Below are 18,625 nucleotides of genomic sequence, written 5' to 3'. Positions count from 1 at the left end.
AACAATCATGACCGAGTACGCACGGCGATTGTGGGCGACATGTGTGGAAGGAGACTGGCTTGGGATGGAGATTGTTGATGAATTCGGTCGGGTACGACGTACTGCCGAGGTTGTTGCGTATCTGCACGGCTTGGTGAGGAGCGAGGCGTCGCTGGCTGAGCTGGTGGGGTCGGTCCCCGAGGCGATTCCGTGGGGAATGTCCGGGATGTATTTCACGGGGCGCTGGGCGTCGTCGGATGTCGATGTTCTGTTGAAGGTTGGTGTCTCGGAGACGCAGCGGTTCTGGTCGAAGGCTGTTCCGGACCGGGATCCTGGGTTGGCGCCTCGGGTATTTGCTGTTGGCGATCGGCTGGGTGGGGTCGAGCTGGGGTGGGTTGTTATGGAGCGGCTGCCGGGTGGGCTGCATGACGGCTGGGGCGGCGGGGAGTTCGGGTTGTTGATGGACGCCGGCGTGCGGTTTCAGAGCCTCGCGCGGACGATTGTGGATGCGCCTTGTAGCGAGCTGACCGCGGATGTAGTTCACGACTGGATCACGATGGGTAGGGAACGAAATGCGCCTGGTCCCGTAGACGTCGTACTTGAGCGCTTTGCGGACGACTGGCGGTTCGTCAATCAGGTCTGCGAGCCAGAGGTCTGCCACGGGGACCTGCATATGGGGAACGTGCTAATGCGAACGCCGGCTCCGGAGGTTAGCCCGGCTCTGCTGATCGACTTTGAGCCCTGCCGCATGCCGTGGGTTTTCGACGCCGCGTACGCACAGGTGTTGAACTCTGATCCTGCCCGGGTGGGTTGGCTGGACATGGTCGCGCAGATGGCGGAGCGCCGTCGTACACATGGCCTGCCGGTCTGTGCGGACGAGGACCTGAGTCGGGTGGGCGCCATTGCGCTCGCCTGGTACGCGTTGCGGATGTGGGGGATGCTCGGGCCTACCCCGGATCCCGAATGGCGAGAGGCCGCAGTGTGGCGGGGGCAGAACAGGAACTACATCGCAGCCAGTGCGGCTCTCACGGTGTGAGGCCGTTCTCGAGGTAGGCGGTCTGTTCCGATGTCTTGGCTTTGAGGGCGGCGGCGACTCGGGCGAACTGTTCAGCGTCGAGCAATCCTTTAGCTTCGTCGAGGGTGACGAAGCTAAAGGCCTTCACCTCGGCCGGTTGGGGCACGATGCGGGCGATGTCGGTCGGTGTTAGGACGCCGCCGTCGAAGAGGAGGGCGATGATCTCGGTGAAGTCGCCGGTTTGGGGGATCCAGTCGACGGCGAGTAGGGCGCCTGGTTCGACGGTTAGGCCGATCTCCTCTTGGACCTCGCGTTGGGCGGCTTGTCGTGGGGACTCGTCCTTTTCGACGATGCCGCCCGGGAGGTCCCAGGTTGACTTGTACGGCGGCTCGAGGATCAGCAGCCGGCCTACCTGGTCGGTGAGCAGGCAGTCGGCTGCGATGCGTTTGGTGGGCTGCTTGGCGGTGAAATGCAGCTGCTCGGACACGTCGTTAGCCAAGCACAGTTCACGAATGCGACGGCTTAGAGCGTCATGTCGATGACGAGTTTGCCTGATGCGTGGCGGGATTCGACGAGGGCTAGGGCTTCGTCGGCTCGGCGCAGAGGGTAGGTGGCTGTGATGTTGGGGTCGAGTTGGCCGGAGGCCATCAGGTCCGCGACTCGTTCGAGGACCTTGCGGTCGAGGCGGCGGTGAACGGTGACGCCGCCGAGGTCGGTGACCGAAGGGTCGCCGACGGAGACCAGCGTCTCCGGGGTCTTCGCCAGGTCGGCGACAGCGCGCAGCGAATCGCCGCCGACGGCGTCGACAACTGCGTCGAAACCGTGTGGGGCAAGGGCTTGGAGCTGGGCGATCGCGTCGGTGGAGGCGTAGTCGACGAACTTCGCGCCGGTTGCTGCCACGAGGTCGCGTTTGGCGGAACTGGCGGTGCCGATGACGGCGAGACCGCGGTTGCGGGCGAGTTGGGCTAGGGCTAGTCCGACGCCGCCGCCGATGCCGTTGATAAGCAGGGACGCTCCGTCGGGCAGGGCGACTTGGTCGAGTACGTCGAGCGCGGTGGTGCTGGCGACAGGGATCGTTGCCGCCCAGGTCGCCGGCAACGCGTCGGGGATCCGGGCGGTTGATGCGCCAAGCAGGAGCGTCGTACCGGCGTAGGTGCCAGCGCCGGTGAGGGCGAATCCGGTCACTCGGTCTCCGGCCGCCAGTCCGGTGACGTCTGCGCCTACGGTGATGATGGTCCCGGCCGCTTCCATGCCGAGGACCTGGGGGAAGGGCAGCTCGCCGTTCAGTTCGAGGACGTGCCCGGAACGCAGGTGGTGGTCGAGCGGGTTGACTCCCGCGGCCTCGACTCGGATCAGTACCTCGTGCGGACCAGGCACCGGATCGGGCCGTTCGAAGAACTCCTGAACCTCGGCCCCACCGAATGTCCAGTACCCCAACGCTGTGCTCATCGTGGATCTGCCCCTCGCGTCCTGAACCCCGCCGGTCAAGCGGGAACGACGCGAAGCTACTTCCTCACATTGATGTGAGGGGCAAGTCGATGTGGCGCAGCGCACGTCCGGGCTGCGTGCAAAACTTCGGTGAAGTACGTGTGCTCTCTCGAGAATCTGAGGAACGGATGACGCAACCCGGATTGGCCCAGATCTCGCCTGCGTTGGTCGAAAGACTCCGGCAGAGCACAGACGACGTACGGCATGAACTCGTCGAACGAGTGTGTCTGCTCGCTGTAGAGCGCGCGGGCGTCGCGGATCCGAGGCTTGCCGAGGGACTGGACGCGATCCGGTCGAGGCGGTTTGGGAACCAGGAGCTGAGGAGCCGGCTCGATGTTCTGACGGAGGAGCTGGACGAGGCGGCTTGGGATATCCAGGATCGGGACGATGCCAGCGACGACGAGTATCGGCGTGCGTTCGTCAAGGCACGGGCGGTTGCGGCGGTCGCATTCGCTGTGGATGGCACCTTGGAGGCGTCCTTCGACTCGCTGTACGAGGCGTACCACGCGATTGACGGCGAGGCTGCGTTCCTGCGCTCTGTAGGCGACTAATTTCGCGTGTGCTGGAGGTTCGCTTGGCGAGGGGCGGCTAGCCAGTCTTGGGCTAGTCGGTCGTCTAGCGGCTCTCGATCTTGTTGTAGGGCGTCGATGTAGGCACGGTCGGCGGTTAGGCGGGCCGCGATCTCGGGGCCTTGGGCAACGGCGCCGTGGCCGGGGATGAGGACATCGGCGTACTGGGTTGCCTCTTCGAGGAGAGTGAGGGCCTCCGCGTAGGCGGCGAGCTGGTTGGCGCCGCGGGGGTTCAGGAGCGGGATGAGGATGTCGGAGAGCATGTCGCCGGCGATGAGGACGCCTCGGTCGGCCAGGAGGAGGGCGGCGTGGCCAGGGGCGTGCGCATCGTGAGCGATGAGCTTGCCGGGCACGGGGTTGCCGTCGGCGGGTAGCGGGGTGAGGCGGGCGACCAGATCGAGGGGGATGCCGGTTGCGCTCTCCGCAGCCATAGCTTGCGCTCGCTCTCGCGCATCGGTCGCAGCCTGTACGGCGGTTGTGGTGGCGTACCGCGGTACGTCGCCGTACCGGGGATGCCAGAGCAGGTGGTCCCAATGAGGGTGCGTGCAAAAGCCAGCAACTACTGGGATGCCGAGGCTGTCGATGTCGTCGGCGAGCTCGGCCAGGTCGGCGCCGTTGATGCCGGGGTCGACCAGGATCAGGCCGTCCTCGCCGCGCACGACGATCGCGTTGCTCCAAACCCACTCACTCTGCCGAACCCACACACCGTCGGCCACCTGCTTCAACATCCGCTCACTGTGCCAGCTGACCCTGTACGACGGAAGTCGTCACGAGTCTGATGAGGAGTAGCTCGACCACCGAGGGTCACTCCCCAGGAGAGCCGCTCATCTCCCAGTAGACCGAGTGCCCGTCGCCGACATCGAGATGGCCGGAGTCGGACGCCTCCATCGGCGGATGCAGATCCATTCCGACTAGTTCCGCTCTCGGGAGGTTCCGGGGTCCTGGCGTGCTGGAGACACAGCGCGAGCAGTGGGCGCCGTATGTGTCGGCCCGGCTTGATGATTTGCGAGCAACCGTTCGGCCCTGACTGCCAAGAGATGGATCTCGCGGTCGATGTCTGTGCCATCCAGGATGAACTCGAGCGAATCAGGGTCGGTGTAGTAGCGGGAGATCACCCGTTCAAGCTCGCCGGCCGATGCATGCTGCATCTCGAGGCGTCGGGCGAGCGTCACGATGTCGGCGGCGTCTTTGCGGCGCTGGGCGACGAGTTTGGTGGCCAGCAGGAACTCGTCTGTCGCGTAGGTGATGTGCAGACCAGGCGCAGCGCCGTGTTGCAGTGCGTCTTCCGGCAGTGGCGGCATCCACGCGCCGGCTCGGGTGTTCAGCCAGTCTTCGGGCAGCTTGCGCTGGTTTGCCATTGCGAGCGCTTCCTCCACGACAGCCTCGTCGCGCGTGATCGCATCGATGTCCTCAGTACGACGGGGATTGTCAGGCGATGTGACGGCGATCGCAGCACCTCCGACGACGAACACCGACGCGGAGACGCCACGAGCCTTCAGCCGTTTGTCGAGTTCCGACAGTAGGTCGATGATTTCGGCGGCCGTGAATTCATGACGGGTGTTGCTCATGCGGTGACCAGGTCACGGGCGGGCACGAAGATGTTGACCCGGGACAGGTAGGCCGGCGTTTGCTTGATGATCTCGTCTCGCTCCAGGAACGGGTGCTCGGGAATCCATGGATCTGCGAGAGCCTCGATCATCGTCCAGTCGGGTGGATCTTCGGCTGCTGCCTCGAACTCGTGTGCAGTGAGGACTGCAAGCAACGCGTCGAAGCCGGCTTGGCCGGTCGTGCTTGGTACTGCTTCCCAAGCGGCCTCGGAGCCGTCGTGCCGGTTGAGCAGCAACCGCAGGTGGTCACGTCCTTGAAGGAGCATTCGCCAGGCCCAGTCCTCATCACTCGCCTCCCGAATAGCCGACGCGGTACCCGGGGCAGTCATGATCCGGTATTCGCGCGCCTTGCGAAGGGCATGGGCGAGCCGCCCGGCTCGGAGGACGAACTGCGCCGTCGGCTTGGTCTTGCCAGAACGGTAGGTGGAGAAGCGGGACGCGGAGGTCCCGAGAGCGCCGGCGAACGCTGCCTGCGACAACCCGCTCTCGGCGAGGGCATGGTTGAGCAGGTCAATGACCGCCTGAGTGTCCTTGTCCATACGACCACCTACCCCTTATCTGATCAGATAATAGTCGGGGTCGCTCGGGAAGCCAATAACCGGTTGCCTGGCGCAGGTGGGCGGCGGAGAGTCGGGGCGTGGATGATGGTGAGTTGGGGGTGTTGCTGCGGAGTGCGCGGTATCCGCGGGCTGCGGGGTATTCGGCTCGGTGGATGGTTGATGGGGGGATGGGGCCGAACCCGGTGTGGCAGGCGGAGGCCTTGAGCGAGGTGATGGCGCTTGCGGCTGGGATGCGGGTGCTGGACATGGGGTGCGGTACGGCGTTGAGTTCGATCTTTCTCGCCAAGGAGTTCGGGGTCGAGGTGTGGGCTACCGATTTGTGGGTCAAGCCTGATGAGAACCTCCGGCGGGTGGAGGAGGCGGGCGTTGCTGGTCGGGTGCACCCGATTTCTGCGGAGGCTCATGCGCTGCCGTTTGCTGAGGGGTTCTTCGATGCACTGGTGAGCATTGGGGCGTATCACTACTTCGGGACCGACGACCTCTACCTCGGCTATTACTCGCGTTTCGTGAAGCGCGGTGGGCAGATCGGGATTGTTCAGCCGGGTCTCACCGAGGAATGCGATCCGCCGCCACACCTCACGCCGTACTGGAAGTGGGACTTCTGCGCGTGGCACAGCGCCGCTTGGTGGCGGCGGCATTGGGAGAAGACCGGGCTGGTCGACGTCGAGGTTGCTGATCAGCTGCCTGAGGGGTGGCGCGACTGGTTGCAGTGGAATGAGGCGTGCGACTACGACGCCGGTACGCCGGGCCAGGAGGAAGCGCGGATGCTTCACACCGATGCTGGTCGGGTGCTCGGTCTCGCGCGGGTCGTCGCTCGTCGCAAGGAGGCCTGAATGGACGGTGGCTGAGCAGGTAGGTGGCATCGGAGGACGCTGGTATGGCGTACCGTCCGTCACGTGACCATTGATGCGTGGACCTTCTACGAGCAGTACGCCGAGTCAGACAGGTCCTCGCTGAGCGAGCGTGAGCGACAAGTGCTTGCTGTCTGTGACTTCCGGCAGGAGGTCAACTCGGGCGGATTCGACTCGTACTTCCGCTACAACGGCGGCGACACCGCGCTGACCGCGATGACCGCGCTCCCCCGGCTGCTCGGGAACCCGTGGGCCGCCCTGTTCGGCGAAGCGGTGGCGTTGCTCGGCGTGCCCTATCCGCGGAGCTCCGACGAGCGGGCCGAGAAGATCGACAACGAGTCCCTCGACGACACCCTGGCTGAGCTCGACGCGCGCTTCCGCACCCTCGAGGCCGGCAGCAACGCCGACGCGAAGCTCACCGAGGCCCTCAGCTCCTAGCGGTTGTCGCCGCTACCGCCGAGCGCCGCTCGCTGTTGCCGGTCGGCCAGCTTCGCAATGTTGCGCTGGGCAACATCTTCGAGCGGTACGTCGAAGTGATCCGCGATCACGGCGACGTACCAGAGCACGTCGCCTAGTTCCTTGGTCAGATCCTCGACGTCCCACTGCGCGAAGTCGCTGTCCCGGTCGCGAATGACCTTCTTGGCCTTCTCCGCGATCTCCCCGGTTTCACCGACCAGCCCGAGCAGCAGGTGGAACAGCTCGTTCTTCTTGTCCTTGGGAGCAGCGGTGCGCAGCGCTGCCTGCTGATAGGTGTTCAGGTCCACCTCAGCAACTCTAGGACCCTCGTTTGAGGGTTCCGCGGACCTGCGGGTCTTCGATGTAGTAGCGCAGCTGGCCGTCCTGCAGGATCAGGGTGATGGAGACCGTCTGGATGCAGGTCGTCCCACCGTCGATGAGTTCGGTGACGCGGATGCTGTTCGCCGTACCGCTCTCCAGCCGCCAGATTCCCTGGCACTGCAGTTCCGGATACTCCACTGTCCCGAGACTGTCGCCGACTGCGCCGGACGCGACGGTGACGATCACGCTGTAAGGCTTGCTGCCGCTCTGGTCGATGGGGCCGCGCCAGGTACCGACAAAACCCTTTGGCACCCGGTACGGCGTTGCCGCGGCGACCGTGTTGACCGGCGCCTTCGTGGTGACCTGAGGAGGTGGAGCGCTCGGAGCCGTCGTGATGACCTGAGCCGGTGGAGTGCTGACGGCGGTGCCTGGTGTGGTGACGGCTGTACCTGGTGCGATGACCGGCTTTGCGTCGTTGTGAGCGATCACTGTCCCGATCACTGCGATGACGACGCCCGCGATCGTGGCCCAGCTGGCCCAGTACCCCACTCCTCGACGCTCCGGACCCAACCCTGGATGCATACCTGCCAGCCCCCTGCCCCGACCGGTCGACGCCAGGCGTCAGCCGATCTCCCCTGCGCACAGCGCGTCCACACGTTCCCCAACGCTCAACGCTGTCCACTCCTTGCCCGTGTATCGCGAGAGCCGCCGCAGCGTTACTGGGCGCCGCAATCCGTCGGTGCTGACATGCCGTGGTGTTGCAGGAGGGGAGGGGTGCTGTTGTGCTGTAGCAGGGAGGGGGTGGGGTGTCGTGCGGGTGCGGGAGTGGCTGGGGTGGATGCTGCGCGTCTGCCGGACTCTGGGGGTGGAGTCGAGCTACCGGAATCGGTCGGTGTTCGCGCGGGCCTGGTCAGACGGGGAGCGGGTACCTGCAGTACATGTCTCGACCATTCAGCGCTGGGAGAGCGGTCTGGTGCTGGCGCCGCGTGATGCGCTGAAACGGTATGAGGAGCTGCTCCGGCTGCCGGCCGGGCAGCTGACTGCGATGTATGACCTACTCCCCGGGCTCACTCGGCACCCGCGGCTCCTGTCGGCTGGCACTGGTGATCTGGGGCAGCTGACGGCACACGGGAGCAGGGCCGGCGTACTGCTGGATCAGGTGTGCTCTGACGCGACCGTGACCGGGTCTGAGTGGGATGAGCTGACCGGACTGCTTGCTCAGTGGCCGGCTGCGTTTCTGCCGCCGCGCATGTGGGAGGCGATGGCTCAGCGGTTGCTGATGGAGATGCTGGTCGCTGACGGTACCTCCTGGGCCCAGCGATACGAGGCCCTCGCCCGCCTGTTCAACCACCCCACAGGCGGTACGGCGGCCATTGACGCGTGCACCTCCGCTGCCGGGCTTCGCCACCACCAGGCAATGACGTCCACGGTCGCAGCGCTCGGGGCGAGCGATCACACCGACTCGATCACCGCACTGGTCTCGCAGGTGCACAACCCCACCAACGACCGGGCGCTGACCGGGGCGGTCGCCGGGCTGGCCGAGACGGTCTGGCGCGGCCGGCTCAACACGGCGCAGCGTGGTGAGGTGATGGCCGTACTCCAGCCGCTGTCGGGTTCCGGCGACGCACTGGACGTCTGGTCCACCGAGATCGTGGAACGCCTGACGACAAAGCAGCCGGTACGACGTACGCCCGGGCCGGCGCCGGATGACCAGCGACGGCATGTGGTGGACCGGGTGACCAGCCGCGCGATCGCGCGATTCGACAGCCCGGCCGATCACGAGGAACTCCGTGAGCTGGTCCATTGCCTGCTGTTCCACCGCAACCCGGACATACAGCTCGCAGCCTCGTTCACGCTCGCGGCAACGCCGTACCGGCATCCCTTGGCTGCTGCTCTGCGTCAGGAACTCACCGGCGCATTGGCAGGGCCGTCCGGCTGGAGCACGACTGTGCTGTCCGCGCTGCGGGCGCTGGGTGGTGAGCCAGAGCTGCGCTTGGCGGAGCGGATCGTGACGGCGACTGGGATACCCGCGGAGACGGTTCGGGTGGCCGCGTTTGCCATTGCTCATCTCGGTGACGGCACTCCGCTCAGCTGGTGGCAGAACGCGGTCTCCCAGCGGCTAGCTGTGGTGTCGGGGCCAGCCGATCTCGAGATCCTGCGTGGACTCGCGTACAGCGCTGGCATCACCGGTCAGCGTGCAGTCCTCGAGCAACTGCTGGCCGATCCGCGTACGCCGTTCGACTCGCGAGCTGCGGCGACGTGGTGGCTTGACCTGCCTCCGCACGTTCTCACCAGTGTGCACAGTTAACGCAGGTCCCGCCACTCGGCTCTGGGACCTCGGGTACGCCGCTACTGGGTTCATACCGTTCGTGCCGGGTGGCGACGTACAGGTGGATGCCCCGCGCCTACGTGCACTGGTGGACGGCTACGGTCTCGATGCAGAGCAGCGCCGGGCGCTCCCAGCGCAGATTGCCGCACACACCCGAGGCATGTACGACCTGCTGGTCGACGGCCACCGGACCGGCGAGCAACCGTGGGCCCGTCTCTACACCGAAGGCCACGGCGACTACTGGGGCCCGGCCGCGTCGTACATCGAGCAGAACCACGACGTCTGGGTCGCCGCCCTGCTCTGACAACGCGAAAGGCCCAGGCAGACCACGTCTGCCTGGGCCCTAGAGGTCAGCGGCCGCGGCCCCAGCCCTTCTTCGACTCACTCTTGGTCTCAGGCGAGTCCCACCGGCCGCCCTTGGCCTCGATGTTCTTGGCCGCCTTCAGGTGACCCGTCTCTTCGAGCCGCGGAACGACCTTCGACTGAGCACGGTAGAGCTCCGCCGCCTTCGCCGCCGCAGCCTCGTCCTTACGTGCCTGCCGGTCTTCAGCGCTCATGTTCACTCCTATGCGATTCGAGGAAAGGCCGCCCACGGCCTCGTCGTCAACAGCTTCTCTCGCCCAAGGTTCACCAACCCCCCAGTGAACCGAAGACGGACCTACGACGCGCCTCCACGACCTCCGGTTCCACCCCTTTTCGGAGCCCCCAGCAACCACCGCCCGGTTGGCGTGAACCCGGCGTCCCCCGCGCTAACGTCCGAATGATCGGAGGGCGTGGTCGGCGTGTTCGCGGACGTTAGCTGCGCTGACCGCGGTCGGGGCCGGACGGGATCGGGTCGGGGTTGCCGTAGATCACTGCCGCTCTGGTGCGATGGGGCAGCCGGGATCCTCCCCAAACCGGTTCGGGGAGGATCGGAGTCAGCGTCAGGCCGGTTCGGGGAGGATATTGGACCGATTCGGGGGGAAAATCCTCCCCAGATCGCTTGCCTGGAAGGTCCAACTCTCCCCAAACCGGTTTGGGGAGAGTTATCGCAACAGGCTCGCGCCACCAGTGATAGCTGGAGACACCTTGTAATCGCCAGAGGCCTGCTGCACGCCGTCTCCAGCCCCGACTGCTTGTCTCCCGCCACCAGTGATGGCTGGAGACGTCAGCGGGTTCTATGAGCGGCTGGGGTACCGCGGTGAGGCGGTACCCCAGCCGGATTACTTGACGTCTACTTCAGCGGGAAGGCGTTGATGATGGTCTGGTCCACCTTGTTGCCGGAGGCATCGGATGCGGTGGCTTTGAGGGAGACCGTCTTGGCGCCGAGTGGGTGTCTGAGGAGGGTGAAGGTTTTGCCGGCGGCGGTGTAGAACTTGGCGGGTTGCCAGGTGGTGCCGCCGTCGTGGGAGACGGACAGGGAAGTGAGGCGCGCTTTAGAGCCCGCGTTGTGGTCCAGGAAGATCGGGACCAGGGTGGGCATCTTGGCCGAGGCACTCGCTGGTGGGGCGAAGCGGACTGCCACCAGGGGTAGTGCGGCTGGTTCGGTGCCGGGGACGGTGTCGGAATGGAACGTCCAGTCGGCGAGGATGCGCGACGAGAGCGGGTTGTCGCGGGTGGCCTCGGTGTGGAGCTGGTACGTCGATGCGCCGGCGGGGACCGCAGTGTCTTCCAGGTAGCCCGGGAACGCGTACGTCGCCACCTGCTTGCCGTCACGCGTGAGGACCGTGGTGCCGGTCACCATGGCGTAGCCGTAGTTGCCGGGGTTCTGGTCGGAGTAGAGCGGGATGTTGATCCCCACCACATCGCCCAGTCGGCCGGCGGCGTTCGGACTGTCGTCGTACGACGGGAAGCCCGGGCCGAAGACCGGGAGACCCCAGTGCTCGGTCACTGTCCGCCCGCGCTCGTACTTGCGCGGCGTACTGACGCTCTGGTTCGCGAAACCACGCCAGTCCTCCGGATCGGTGGTCTCGACGAAGGTCGGGTACCACTCCGTGCCGGGTGAGTAGAACTCGTCCAGCGTGAACGGCAGCGGCCTGGTGATGCTGCCCTCGCGGATGCCGTACGTACCAGGCTTGCTGCCGGTGTGCTCCGAGCGCACCCGCGCCAAGGAGCTGTCCCGCACCCGATGCACGAGCGTCCTCGGCACCTTACCGAGGTCGTTGCGCACCAGTTGGTAGAGGTAGCTGGAGTTGGTCGGCGCCGCCTTCACCTCGAGCGTCAGGAACCGGAACGCATCGGGAGCCGCGGTGGTCCGGCTCGGGATCACGAACGATCCGTCGAAGCTGGGCATGACCGCGATCATCCCGGTCGATTCGTCGCCGCCCCAGGCGGTGTCGCGCGCGAACTCGTAGGCCGCGCTCGACGTGACCGCATCCGGCTTGTCGACCTGGAAGCCGATCGGTACGCCGGAACGCGCGTCGACGGTCAGCTCGGTCGGCTTGTCGATGGTGACCGTGGGCTCGGCCAGGCCCGCCAGCTTGGTCCCGTCTTCGGTGCCGATGCTCGCCTCGAAGTAGTGCTGCCCCTTCGCCAGCCGGACGGTCGTCGTACTGCCGGACCCCTCGTCCGGCAGCACCGCGTTCGGCAGGTTCACGTCGACGAACCGGAACCCGTACGCCGTGGTCGGCTGACCGTCGAACCCGATGAAGTTGACCTTGACGTCGTAGCTCTCCACCTCGCGTGTGACCGCGATCGGCGTCCGGAGCGCACCGGCGGCGATCACGCCGCTGTAGACACCGTCCACCCCCGGTACGGCGGTGTTGGTGGTGACCGTCGCGGTCGCCCGACCGCCGGCCGGGATGGTCAGCGAAGCCGGCGAGACCGTGAACATGCCAGCCGGCGCCGCCTTACCGTCCGGACCCGTCACCGACGCGCTCAGATCCAGCGCGACCGGAGCCGTGCCGGTGTTGGAGTAGGTGACTTCGCGGGTGATCGGCTTGTCGTCGTTGTGCGGCCACCGGACGATGCCGTTGCTGATGCTGCCGACCGAGGCACGCACGGTCGACTTCACCACCGCGGCAACGTCGACGCGGCCAGCCCCCTGCTCGAAGACGGTCAGCTTCGGGTTCGCCTTCGCCGTACCCATCAGGGCCGCCTTCAGGTCGCCGGCCTTCCAGTCCGGGTGCTGCTGAGCCAGGATCGCGGCCGCACCCGCGGTGTGCGGCGCGGCCATCGACGTACCGGACAACTGCAGGTGATCCGGACCGATGTTCGGGTACACGCCGGCCAGGACGCTGTCCTTGGCCTTGGCCGCGACGATGCCGACGCCGGGTGCCGTGATGTCCGGCTTGATCGCGCCGTCCAGCCAGCGGGGACCGCGGCTGGAGAAGTCGGCCAGGTTCTCGTCGTGGTCGACCGCGCCCACGGTCAGCCCGGCATCGGCCGAGGCCGGGCTGCCCGGCGTACCGCCGCTGTTTCCGGCGGAGAGTACGAAGAGCGTGCCAGTCTCGGCGGTCAGCCGGTTGACCGCCTGCGACAGTACGTCGGTGCCGTCACTCGGCCAGTCGGAGCCGAGGCTCATGTTGATCACGTCGGCGCCGGAATGCGCGGCCCACTCCATCCCGGCGATGATGCCGGAGTCGTAGCCACTGCCCTCGTCGTCGAGGACCTTGCCGTTCAGCAGCTTCGTGTCCGGCGCGACGCCGCGGTAGACCTCGTCCTCCCCGGTCACGATCGACGCGACATGCGTGCCGTGGCCGAACTTGTCCGTCGTACCGCTCGCGCTCTCGGTGAAGTCCTTGGCCGAGACGACCGCGTCCTTCAGATCGTCATGCGCAGTGTCGACCCCAGTGTCCAGTACGGCGACCTGGGTCCCCTTGCCGGTCAGTCCGCTCTTCCACGCCTCCGGTGCGCCGATCTGCGGCACACTCTTGTCCAGGAACGCCCGCACCGGCCCGTCCAGCCGGATCCACTGCGTTCCCTTGGCTCGGAGCGCCGTACGGGCTCCAGTCCAGTACGGCGTTGCCTTGCCGACGCGGACCGCCGTACCGCCAACGCTGGGCAGGCTGCGGGCGTGGCTGGTACCGGACCGCAGTGCCACCGGGCCGCTGACGATCAACGGGATGTCGGAGCGTGCGTTGTCGCCGTACCCGTTCTTGAGCAGCTGGGTGACGTTGAACAGCCGTGCATCCAGCTCACCGGACCGCACCGCGGCCTCGGCATCCAGCGGGAGCACAGTGATGTCCCCGTCGAGCTCCTTGCGCTGGATGAACTTGACGTTCTCCCGGCCCTTGGCCGGCCGTATCTTTGCCGGCTGGTCGCCGTGCAGCGTGACCAGGTCGCCGGTGATCAGCGTGATGTCGCCAGCGCCCCCGTGACCGGCCGGCTTCTCCGCCGTCGGTCTGGGGCTCGCCAACGGTTCGCCCGCTGCCGCCGTACCGCCGAGCATGCTGCTCCCGGTCACCAGCACAGCCAGGGCAGCCACGGCGAGACGACTTCGTCCCTTCCTCATAGCACCTCCACTGAGTCCTCACAGATGGGTGGTCATAGAGGTCTATGTCCGGAAGGTGCGAAAAGTGACCGGTTCGGGCGCATTCGATAGTCGTCGAATCGGTCTACGAAGGATGGACGTCCTTCACGAACACGATTCCGTCGATGCTGGACAGGTGGTCCGGGTGCAGAGCGGCGTACCCGAACCAGGGGGAGACTCTGGGCTCCAGAGCACCGGCGAGGGTGCGGGGGTCGACCAGTTGGCGGTCCTGTGCGTAGAGGACGCCTTCGACGGTGTCGGCAGGCGGAGTGCCGACTTCGTGGTGGTGCATGGTGCCTAGCGCGGTGGCGAAGAAGGCGTAGTCCTGGCCGAGGTGCGCGTTGACCAGTGCGCCAGCACTCCACCAGTGGTGGTTGGCGCCGGCCATGTTCATAGTGCTCTGCTCTCGCTGCAGATGAGAGTTGTGCGCGAACACCAGCGTCGGAGCGCGGTCCACCAGGTCCAGGAGGTTGGCCGCCATCATCGAGTCCCGCTGCGCGAGCAGCCGTGCGATGCGGCGGGGTGAGGTGTCAGCCATCCAGTAGTGGTAGCCCAGGAGGCCAGTGGCGGTGCGCGCGTAGAGGCGGGCGCGGTTCAACTCCTCGCGGGAGGAGGCTGCGATCAGGTACGGCGTCTGGGTGTCCACGAGCGCGGTGAGTTGAGCGGCGAACAACTGGAGGCGCTCTGCCTCAGGCGTCTGGCCGATGGACTGGTTCGGTTCATACATGGTGGCCGGGTCGGTCCAGCGCTCGTCCGAACCGAGCAGGCGGTCGAGAGCGTCCGACGTACCAGGAAGCAGGTCAGCGTCGAGCCAGGTCGCGAGGTAGGTGTGCAGAGTGGTGAGCGCATGACGCGGACTCTCCGGCCCGCTGATCTCCAACGGTCCGTCGAACCCCGCGAACCGCACCTGCTCCGCATGCGTCTCGTTGTAGGAGCGCATCCACTGCACCAACTCGCGATTCCCCTTCAGCCCACCCCACTCATGGCTGAACCCACGCGCCATCACGTCATCAAGCTCCCCCACCCCCGACGTCACGTAGTCGGCCACCACCAACCCCAGCAGGCAGTCGGACTCCAGCGTGATCGTCCGATACCCCTCCTCCATCACCAACTGCTGGAAGAGTTCATTGCGCAGGTAGAGCAGTTGATTCTCCTGATGCGTCGGCTCCCCCAGCGCAAGCAGTCGCGGCTTGTTCGCAAGCAACTCCAGAACGGCATTCATGGTTTCAACTTTATCGTTGAAGCCTCTCGTTGAACCTTTGCTCCAACCCCCAGCAGGACCGCCGAGAGAAAGCTTAAATACGTGATCGACGACTTCGCCAAGGCCTACCTGCACGACGCACTGCGCTGGGCGCGGGCCGATCTGGTCCGCAAGCTCGAGGGCCTCTCCGAGTACGACGTACGCCGTCCCCTCACCCGGACGGGTACCAACCTGCTCGGCCTGGTGAAACACCTGGCGTTGTCCGAGGCGCGCTACTTCGGTGAGATCTTCGACCGCCCTTATCCCGAGCCGATTCCCAGCTTCGCCGACCCGACCTTCAACAGCAGCGACTACCTCTGGGCCCGCGCCGACGAGTCCCGCGCCGACATCCTCAACGCCTACACCCGCGCCTGCGACCACGCCGACGCCACCATCACCGCCCTACCGATCGACGCCCCCGGCCACGTCCCCTGGTGGCCCAGCCCCGACGTGAAGCTCTTCAACGTCATGGTCCACCTCCTCAACGAGACCAACCGCCACCTAGGCCACGCCGACATCCTCCGCGAACAGCTGGACGGCGCCCTAGGCTCCGACCCCACCCCCACCACCACCGACTGGTCCACCCACCGAGCCCAAGTAGAACAAGCCGCCCAAGCCTTCGGTAAGAACGCGTAGTAGTACCCAATCTGCTCATCAGCTGGGTCGCCCGCAGGCGTGAGGCGTGCTCTGCCAGGGAGGTTCGCGACGGACGATGGTCAGCGGGGGATGGTGGTGATGAGGTTGGTGAGGGCCTCGCGCTTGGCCTGCAGGGTGAGCAGGCGGTCTGTCATGTCGGCGAGGTGATCGTCGAGGTAGGCCGCGACGCAGGCGTTCAGGCGGGAACCTTCGAAGCAGGGAATGACTTTGCGGATGATGCTGGTCGGGAGGCCCGCGTCGAGCAGGAGCCGGATCCGGTGGACCGCGTCGGCGGTGTCCGGGGTGTAGCGGCGGTGGCCGTTGGTGGTTCGGTCGGAGGTCAGGAGGTGCTGCTGCTCGTAGTAGCGGAGCAGTCGCACGCTGACGCCGGTGGCCTCCGACAGTTCGCCGATCCGCAACACGATGAAATCTCCTCTTGAATCTGACACTGATGTCACGACCTAGCGTCGAGTTCATGACGCAGACATCAGACATCCAAACATCGTCGACAGCCAGTTCCTTCCTGATCGGCGGGAACGTTCCGGTACGGCGGCTCGGCTTCGGGGCGATGCGGTTGACGAACGCCGGCGGGGACGGGATCTGGCGCGGCCCGGCGGACCCGGCAGCGGCCGTGGCAGTGCTGAGGCGGGCGGTCGAACTCGGCGTTCAGCACATCGACACCGCCGATTCCTACGCCCTCGGAGCGAACGAAGAGCTGGTCGCGCAAGCCCTGCACCCGTACGCCGATGACGTCCTGATCGCCACCAAGATCGGGAACACCCGCCCCGGCCCGGACGAGTGGGTGCCGCTCGGGCATCCGGCGTACCTGCGACAGCAGGCCGAGCTGAGCCTGCGGCGGCTGCGCGTCGAGCGGCTGGACCTGCTGTACCTGCACCGGGTCGACCCAGCCGTGCCGTTGGACGACCAGATCGGGGCACTGGCGCAGCTGCAGCAGGAAGGAAAGGTCGGCCACATCGGCTTGTCGGAGGTCAGCGTCGACGAGATTCAGCAGGCGCAACAGATCGCTCCGATCGCCGCCGTACAGAACCTCTACAACTTCAGCACCCGCGACCACGAGGCCGTGCTCGAGTACACCGCATCCACGGGCATCGCGTTCGTGCCGTTCTTCCCGGTCGGCGCCGGTGAGCACGCCAAGCAGGACGGCGTACTGGCGGACATCGCCCGCGAGGTAGGCGCGACCCCTGCGCAGGTCGCACTGGCATGGCTCCTGCACCGGGCAGACCACGTGTTGCCGATTCCCGGTACGACGTCGCTCGACCACCTCGCGGACAACGTCGCCGCAGCACAGCTCCGGCTGACCCCCGACCAGCTCGCGCGACTGTAGTCAGTTGTTGACGAGGGCTTCGAACATGCCGGGCTGGTAGGAGCCGGCGGGGGTTTGGGCGATGACGTTCATCCGGTTGGCGGCGTTGATGAGGGCTACCAGGACGATCAGGGCGGAGAGCTGTTCGTCGTCGAAGTGTTCGCTGACGGCGGCCCAGGTGGCGTCGCTGACGCCTTGGTGGTGGTCGGCGAGGCGGGTGCCTTCTTCGGCGAAGGCCAGGGCGGCGCGTTCGGCGGGGGTGTAGACGGTGGCTTCGCGCCAGGCGGCGACCATGTGCAGGCGCTGGGGGTCTTCGCCGGCGGCGGTGGCGTCCTTGGTGTGCATGTCCAGGCAGAAGCCGCAGCCGTTGATCTGGCTGGCGCGGATGTTGACCAGCTCCTTGATCGTGCCGGGCAGGGTGGAGTGCTCGACCAGCATTGCCAGACCGGCGAAGCGCTTGCTGAGCTTGCCGCCGAGTTCGGTCTCCATCAGGTTGATGCGCATCGGGGTGTTTCCTCTCGTATCTGTCGGTTGTGCTCACAAGATGCGCGCCGGGCCGGATCCGTGACAGGCTACGGATGTGACGAGGCCCACTGTCACGAGATCGTGGTGACCGGTGTCTGTTGGGCGAACCGACCACTGGAGGAGACGGCCATGGACCCCGCGACCGAATCATTCGTTGCCCACCGCAACCTGTTGTTCACGATCGCGTACGAGCTGCTGGGTTCGGCGGCGGATGCCGAGGACGTGCTGCAGGAGACGTGGCTGCGCTGGGTCGGGGTCGAGCTGGAGACGGTCCGCGACCACCGTGCGTACCTGATCCGCATCACCAGCCGCCAGGCGCTCAACCGGTTGCGGACCGTCGGCCGGCAGCGTGAGACGTACGTCGGCCAGTGGTTGCCCGAGCCGCTGCTCACCACGCCGGATGTGGCGGAGGACGTCGAGCTGGCGGACAGCGTCTCGATGGCGATGCTCCTGGTCCTGGAGACGCTCAAGCCGACCGAGCGCGCCGTCTTCGTACTACGTGATGTCTTTGCCCTCGAGTACGACGAGATCGCGCAGGCGGTCGACAAGTCGCCGGAGGCGGTCCGTCAGATCGCGCACCGGGCTCGGTCGCACGTGGCTGCCCGCCGGCCGCGCGGAGTGGTATCACCGACCGAGGCCAAGGGGGCACTGACCGCCTTCCGCCGAGCTGTGGAGACAGGCGACATTCAGAGCTTCCTGGACATGCTCGCTCCGGACGTGGTGCTCATCGGCGACGGTGGTGGCGTCAAGCAGGCAGTCCTCAACCCCATCGTTGGCGCCGACCGCGTCGGCCGGATCCTGAGCGCGGGCATCCCCCAGTACGTCGGCGCTCTCACCACCGAGCTCATCCACCTCAACGGTGCTCCCGGCCTGCTCCTCCGTCTGGACGGCGAGATCGAACAGGTCATGGCCTTCCACATGCTCGACGGTCAGATCACCGGCATGTACGTCGTCCGCAACCCCCACAAACTCGAGCGCCTCGAGCAGGAGACCACCCTGCTCCGCTAGCTACTTGGCCGTGAGCGCCGCGCTGATCGCCGCCCTCAGCTGAGAGTCGTCGCCGGTGCGCCAGGTGTGCTTTGCCGGGCAGGACCACTGGTCTGGATCGGGCGGCGGCCGGCACCCGGCCAGCTTGAGACGTCCGGCCCGGGCCGCTCGCGACGCAGCAGGCTTCGGTCGGCCGTACAGGATCGGCACACCCGCCTCACCACAGATCGGGCACGCCGGGCCCACAGAAACTCCCATGCGCTCAGAGTACGACGCTGCGTAGGCTCG

General features: G+C 66.4%; 22 protein-coding genes. 9 read left to right on the top strand and 13 right to left on the bottom strand.

The genetic code is table 11. The features are described 5' to 3' along the window. The first annotated feature begins 7 nt into the window (after positions 1-7). Entirely contained in the window at positions 8-1,015 is a 1,008-nt protein-coding gene (locus tag ACFVWG_RS32815; RefSeq protein ID WP_391547344.1) for a phosphotransferase, read from the top strand. Here the strand turns inward: ACFVWG_RS32815 and ACFVWG_RS32810 are convergent. Then, positions 1,005-1,481, bottom strand: a complete 477-nt coding sequence (locus ACFVWG_RS32810; protein WP_391547343.1) for an NUDIX domain-containing protein — start codon at positions 1,479-1,481, stop codon at positions 1,005-1,007. The two genes, ACFVWG_RS32815 and ACFVWG_RS32810, sit on opposite strands and share 11 nt — an antisense overlap. 35 nt (positions 1,482-1,516) lie before the next feature. Then, positions 1,517-2,443 carry an NADP-dependent oxidoreductase gene (locus ACFVWG_RS32805; RefSeq protein ID WP_391547342.1) on the bottom strand — a complete coding sequence of 309 codons (927 nt, stop codon included), beginning with the start codon at positions 2,441-2,443 and terminating at the stop codon, positions 1,517-1,519. A gap of 167 nt (positions 2,444-2,610) precedes the next feature. Here ACFVWG_RS32805 and ACFVWG_RS32800 point away from each other — a divergent pair, with 167 nt between their 5' ends. Further along, a complete protein-coding gene (locus ACFVWG_RS32800; protein WP_391547341.1) occupies positions 2,611-3,033 on the top strand; it encodes a hypothetical protein in 423 nt (140 codons plus the stop codon). On the opposite strand, the gene ACFVWG_RS32795 is transcribed toward ACFVWG_RS32800, so the two are convergent. From ACFVWG_RS32795 to ACFVWG_RS32785, 3 genes are all read right to left on the bottom strand, one after another. After that, complete coding sequence (locus ACFVWG_RS32795) at positions 3,030-3,779, bottom strand: MBL fold metallo-hydrolase (protein ID WP_391547340.1); 750 nt, start codon at positions 3,777-3,779, stop codon at positions 3,030-3,032. The genes ACFVWG_RS32800 and ACFVWG_RS32795 overlap by 4 nt on opposite strands. A gap of 183 nt (positions 3,780-3,962) precedes the next feature. After that, positions 3,963-4,619: a DUF6036 family nucleotidyltransferase gene (locus tag ACFVWG_RS32790; RefSeq protein WP_391547339.1), complete on the bottom strand. Its 657-nt coding sequence runs from the start codon at positions 4,617-4,619 to the stop codon at positions 3,963-3,965. Further along, positions 4,616-5,197 carry a helix-turn-helix domain-containing protein gene (locus tag ACFVWG_RS32785; RefSeq protein ID WP_391547338.1) on the bottom strand — a complete coding sequence of 194 codons (582 nt, stop codon included), beginning with the start codon at positions 5,195-5,197 and terminating at the stop codon, positions 4,616-4,618. Before ACFVWG_RS32785 ends, ACFVWG_RS32790 begins: the two co-directional genes overlap by 4 nt. A gap of 173 nt (positions 5,198-5,370) precedes the next feature. Between ACFVWG_RS32785 and ACFVWG_RS32780 the strand changes: the two genes are divergently transcribed. Both ACFVWG_RS32780 and ACFVWG_RS32775 read left to right on the top strand, forming a co-directional pair. Further along, positions 5,371-6,051 (top strand): SAM-dependent methyltransferase, encoded by a 681-nt coding sequence (locus ACFVWG_RS32780; RefSeq protein ID WP_391547337.1) that lies wholly within the window; start codon positions 5,371-5,373, stop codon positions 6,049-6,051. A gap of 63 nt (positions 6,052-6,114) precedes the next feature. Next, positions 6,115-6,507: a DUF4375 domain-containing protein gene (locus ACFVWG_RS32775; RefSeq protein ID WP_391547336.1), complete on the top strand. Its 393-nt coding sequence runs from the start codon at positions 6,115-6,117 to the stop codon at positions 6,505-6,507. Here the strand turns inward: ACFVWG_RS32775 and ACFVWG_RS32770 are convergent. Next, positions 6,504-6,833: a nucleoside triphosphate pyrophosphohydrolase family protein gene (locus tag ACFVWG_RS32770; protein ID WP_391547335.1), complete on the bottom strand. Its 330-nt coding sequence runs from the start codon at positions 6,831-6,833 to the stop codon at positions 6,504-6,506. The genes ACFVWG_RS32775 and ACFVWG_RS32770 overlap by 4 nt on opposite strands. A gap of 10 nt (positions 6,834-6,843) precedes the next feature. Continuing rightward, positions 6,844-7,428, bottom strand: coding sequence for a hypothetical protein (locus tag ACFVWG_RS32765; protein WP_391547334.1), 585 nt, complete (start codon positions 7,426-7,428; stop codon positions 6,844-6,846). A 229-nt stretch (positions 7,429-7,657) separates the two neighbouring features. Between ACFVWG_RS32765 and ACFVWG_RS32760 the strand changes: the two genes are divergently transcribed. Then, a complete protein-coding gene (locus tag ACFVWG_RS32760; protein ID WP_391547333.1) occupies positions 7,658-9,154 on the top strand; it encodes a hypothetical protein in 1,497 nt (498 codons plus the stop codon). Then, entirely contained in the window at positions 9,141-9,479 is a 339-nt protein-coding gene (locus ACFVWG_RS32755) for a hypothetical protein (protein ID WP_391547332.1), read from the top strand. Before ACFVWG_RS32760 ends, ACFVWG_RS32755 begins: the two co-directional genes overlap by 14 nt. 46 nt (positions 9,480-9,525) lie before the next feature. On the opposite strand, the gene ACFVWG_RS32750 is transcribed toward ACFVWG_RS32755, so the two are convergent. From ACFVWG_RS32750 to ACFVWG_RS32740, 3 genes are all read right to left on the bottom strand, one after another. Beyond that, complete coding sequence (locus ACFVWG_RS32750) at positions 9,526-9,732, bottom strand: hypothetical protein (protein WP_391547331.1); 207 nt, start codon at positions 9,730-9,732, stop codon at positions 9,526-9,528. Between the two features lie 656 nt (positions 9,733-10,388). Then, a complete protein-coding gene (locus ACFVWG_RS32745; RefSeq protein WP_391547330.1) occupies positions 10,389-13,607 on the bottom strand; it encodes a S8 family serine peptidase in 3,219 nt (1,072 codons plus the stop codon). 103 nt (positions 13,608-13,710) lie between these two features. Next, the gene (locus ACFVWG_RS32740; RefSeq protein WP_391547329.1) at positions 13,711-14,847 is read right to left on the bottom strand and encodes an erythromycin esterase family protein; all 1,137 of its coding nucleotides are present in this window, start codon (positions 14,845-14,847) and stop codon (positions 13,711-13,713) included. Between the two features lie 81 nt (positions 14,848-14,928). Here ACFVWG_RS32740 and ACFVWG_RS32735 point away from each other — a divergent pair, with 81 nt between their 5' ends. After that, positions 14,929-15,501 carry a DinB family protein gene (locus ACFVWG_RS32735; protein WP_391547328.1) on the top strand — a complete coding sequence of 191 codons (573 nt, stop codon included), beginning with the start codon at positions 14,929-14,931 and terminating at the stop codon, positions 15,499-15,501. An 80-nt stretch (positions 15,502-15,581) separates the two neighbouring features. On the opposite strand, the gene ACFVWG_RS32730 is transcribed toward ACFVWG_RS32735, so the two are convergent. Next, positions 15,582-15,923 (bottom strand): MerR family transcriptional regulator, encoded by a 342-nt coding sequence (locus ACFVWG_RS32730; protein WP_391547327.1) that lies wholly within the window; start codon positions 15,921-15,923, stop codon positions 15,582-15,584. A gap of 53 nt (positions 15,924-15,976) precedes the next feature. Here ACFVWG_RS32730 and ACFVWG_RS32725 point away from each other — a divergent pair, with 53 nt between their 5' ends. Further along, positions 15,977-16,846, top strand: a complete 870-nt coding sequence (locus tag ACFVWG_RS32725; RefSeq protein ID WP_391547326.1) for an aldo/keto reductase — start codon at positions 15,977-15,979, stop codon at positions 16,844-16,846. On the opposite strand, the gene ACFVWG_RS32720 is transcribed toward ACFVWG_RS32725, so the two are convergent. Further along, positions 16,847-17,329, bottom strand: a complete 483-nt coding sequence (locus tag ACFVWG_RS32720) for a carboxymuconolactone decarboxylase family protein (RefSeq protein ID WP_391547325.1) — start codon at positions 17,327-17,329, stop codon at positions 16,847-16,849. Positions 17,330-17,479: 150 nt separating this feature from the next. On the opposite strand from ACFVWG_RS32720, the gene ACFVWG_RS32715 reads away from it, so the two are divergent. Further along, positions 17,480-18,358 (top strand): RNA polymerase sigma-70 factor, encoded by an 879-nt coding sequence (locus ACFVWG_RS32715; protein WP_391547324.1) that lies wholly within the window; start codon positions 17,480-17,482, stop codon positions 18,356-18,358. On the opposite strand, the gene ACFVWG_RS32710 is transcribed toward ACFVWG_RS32715, so the two are convergent. After that, complete coding sequence (locus tag ACFVWG_RS32710; RefSeq protein ID WP_391547323.1) at positions 18,359-18,595, bottom strand: hypothetical protein; 237 nt, start codon at positions 18,593-18,595, stop codon at positions 18,359-18,361. Between the last annotated feature and the right edge of the window lie 30 nt (positions 18,596-18,625).

Source organism: Kribbella sp. NPDC058245, assembly GCF_042882005.1.
Taxonomy (GTDB): Bacteria; Actinomycetota; Actinomycetes; order Propionibacteriales; family Kribbellaceae; genus Kribbella.
This window is presented reverse-complemented; position numbering and strand designations above follow the sequence as displayed.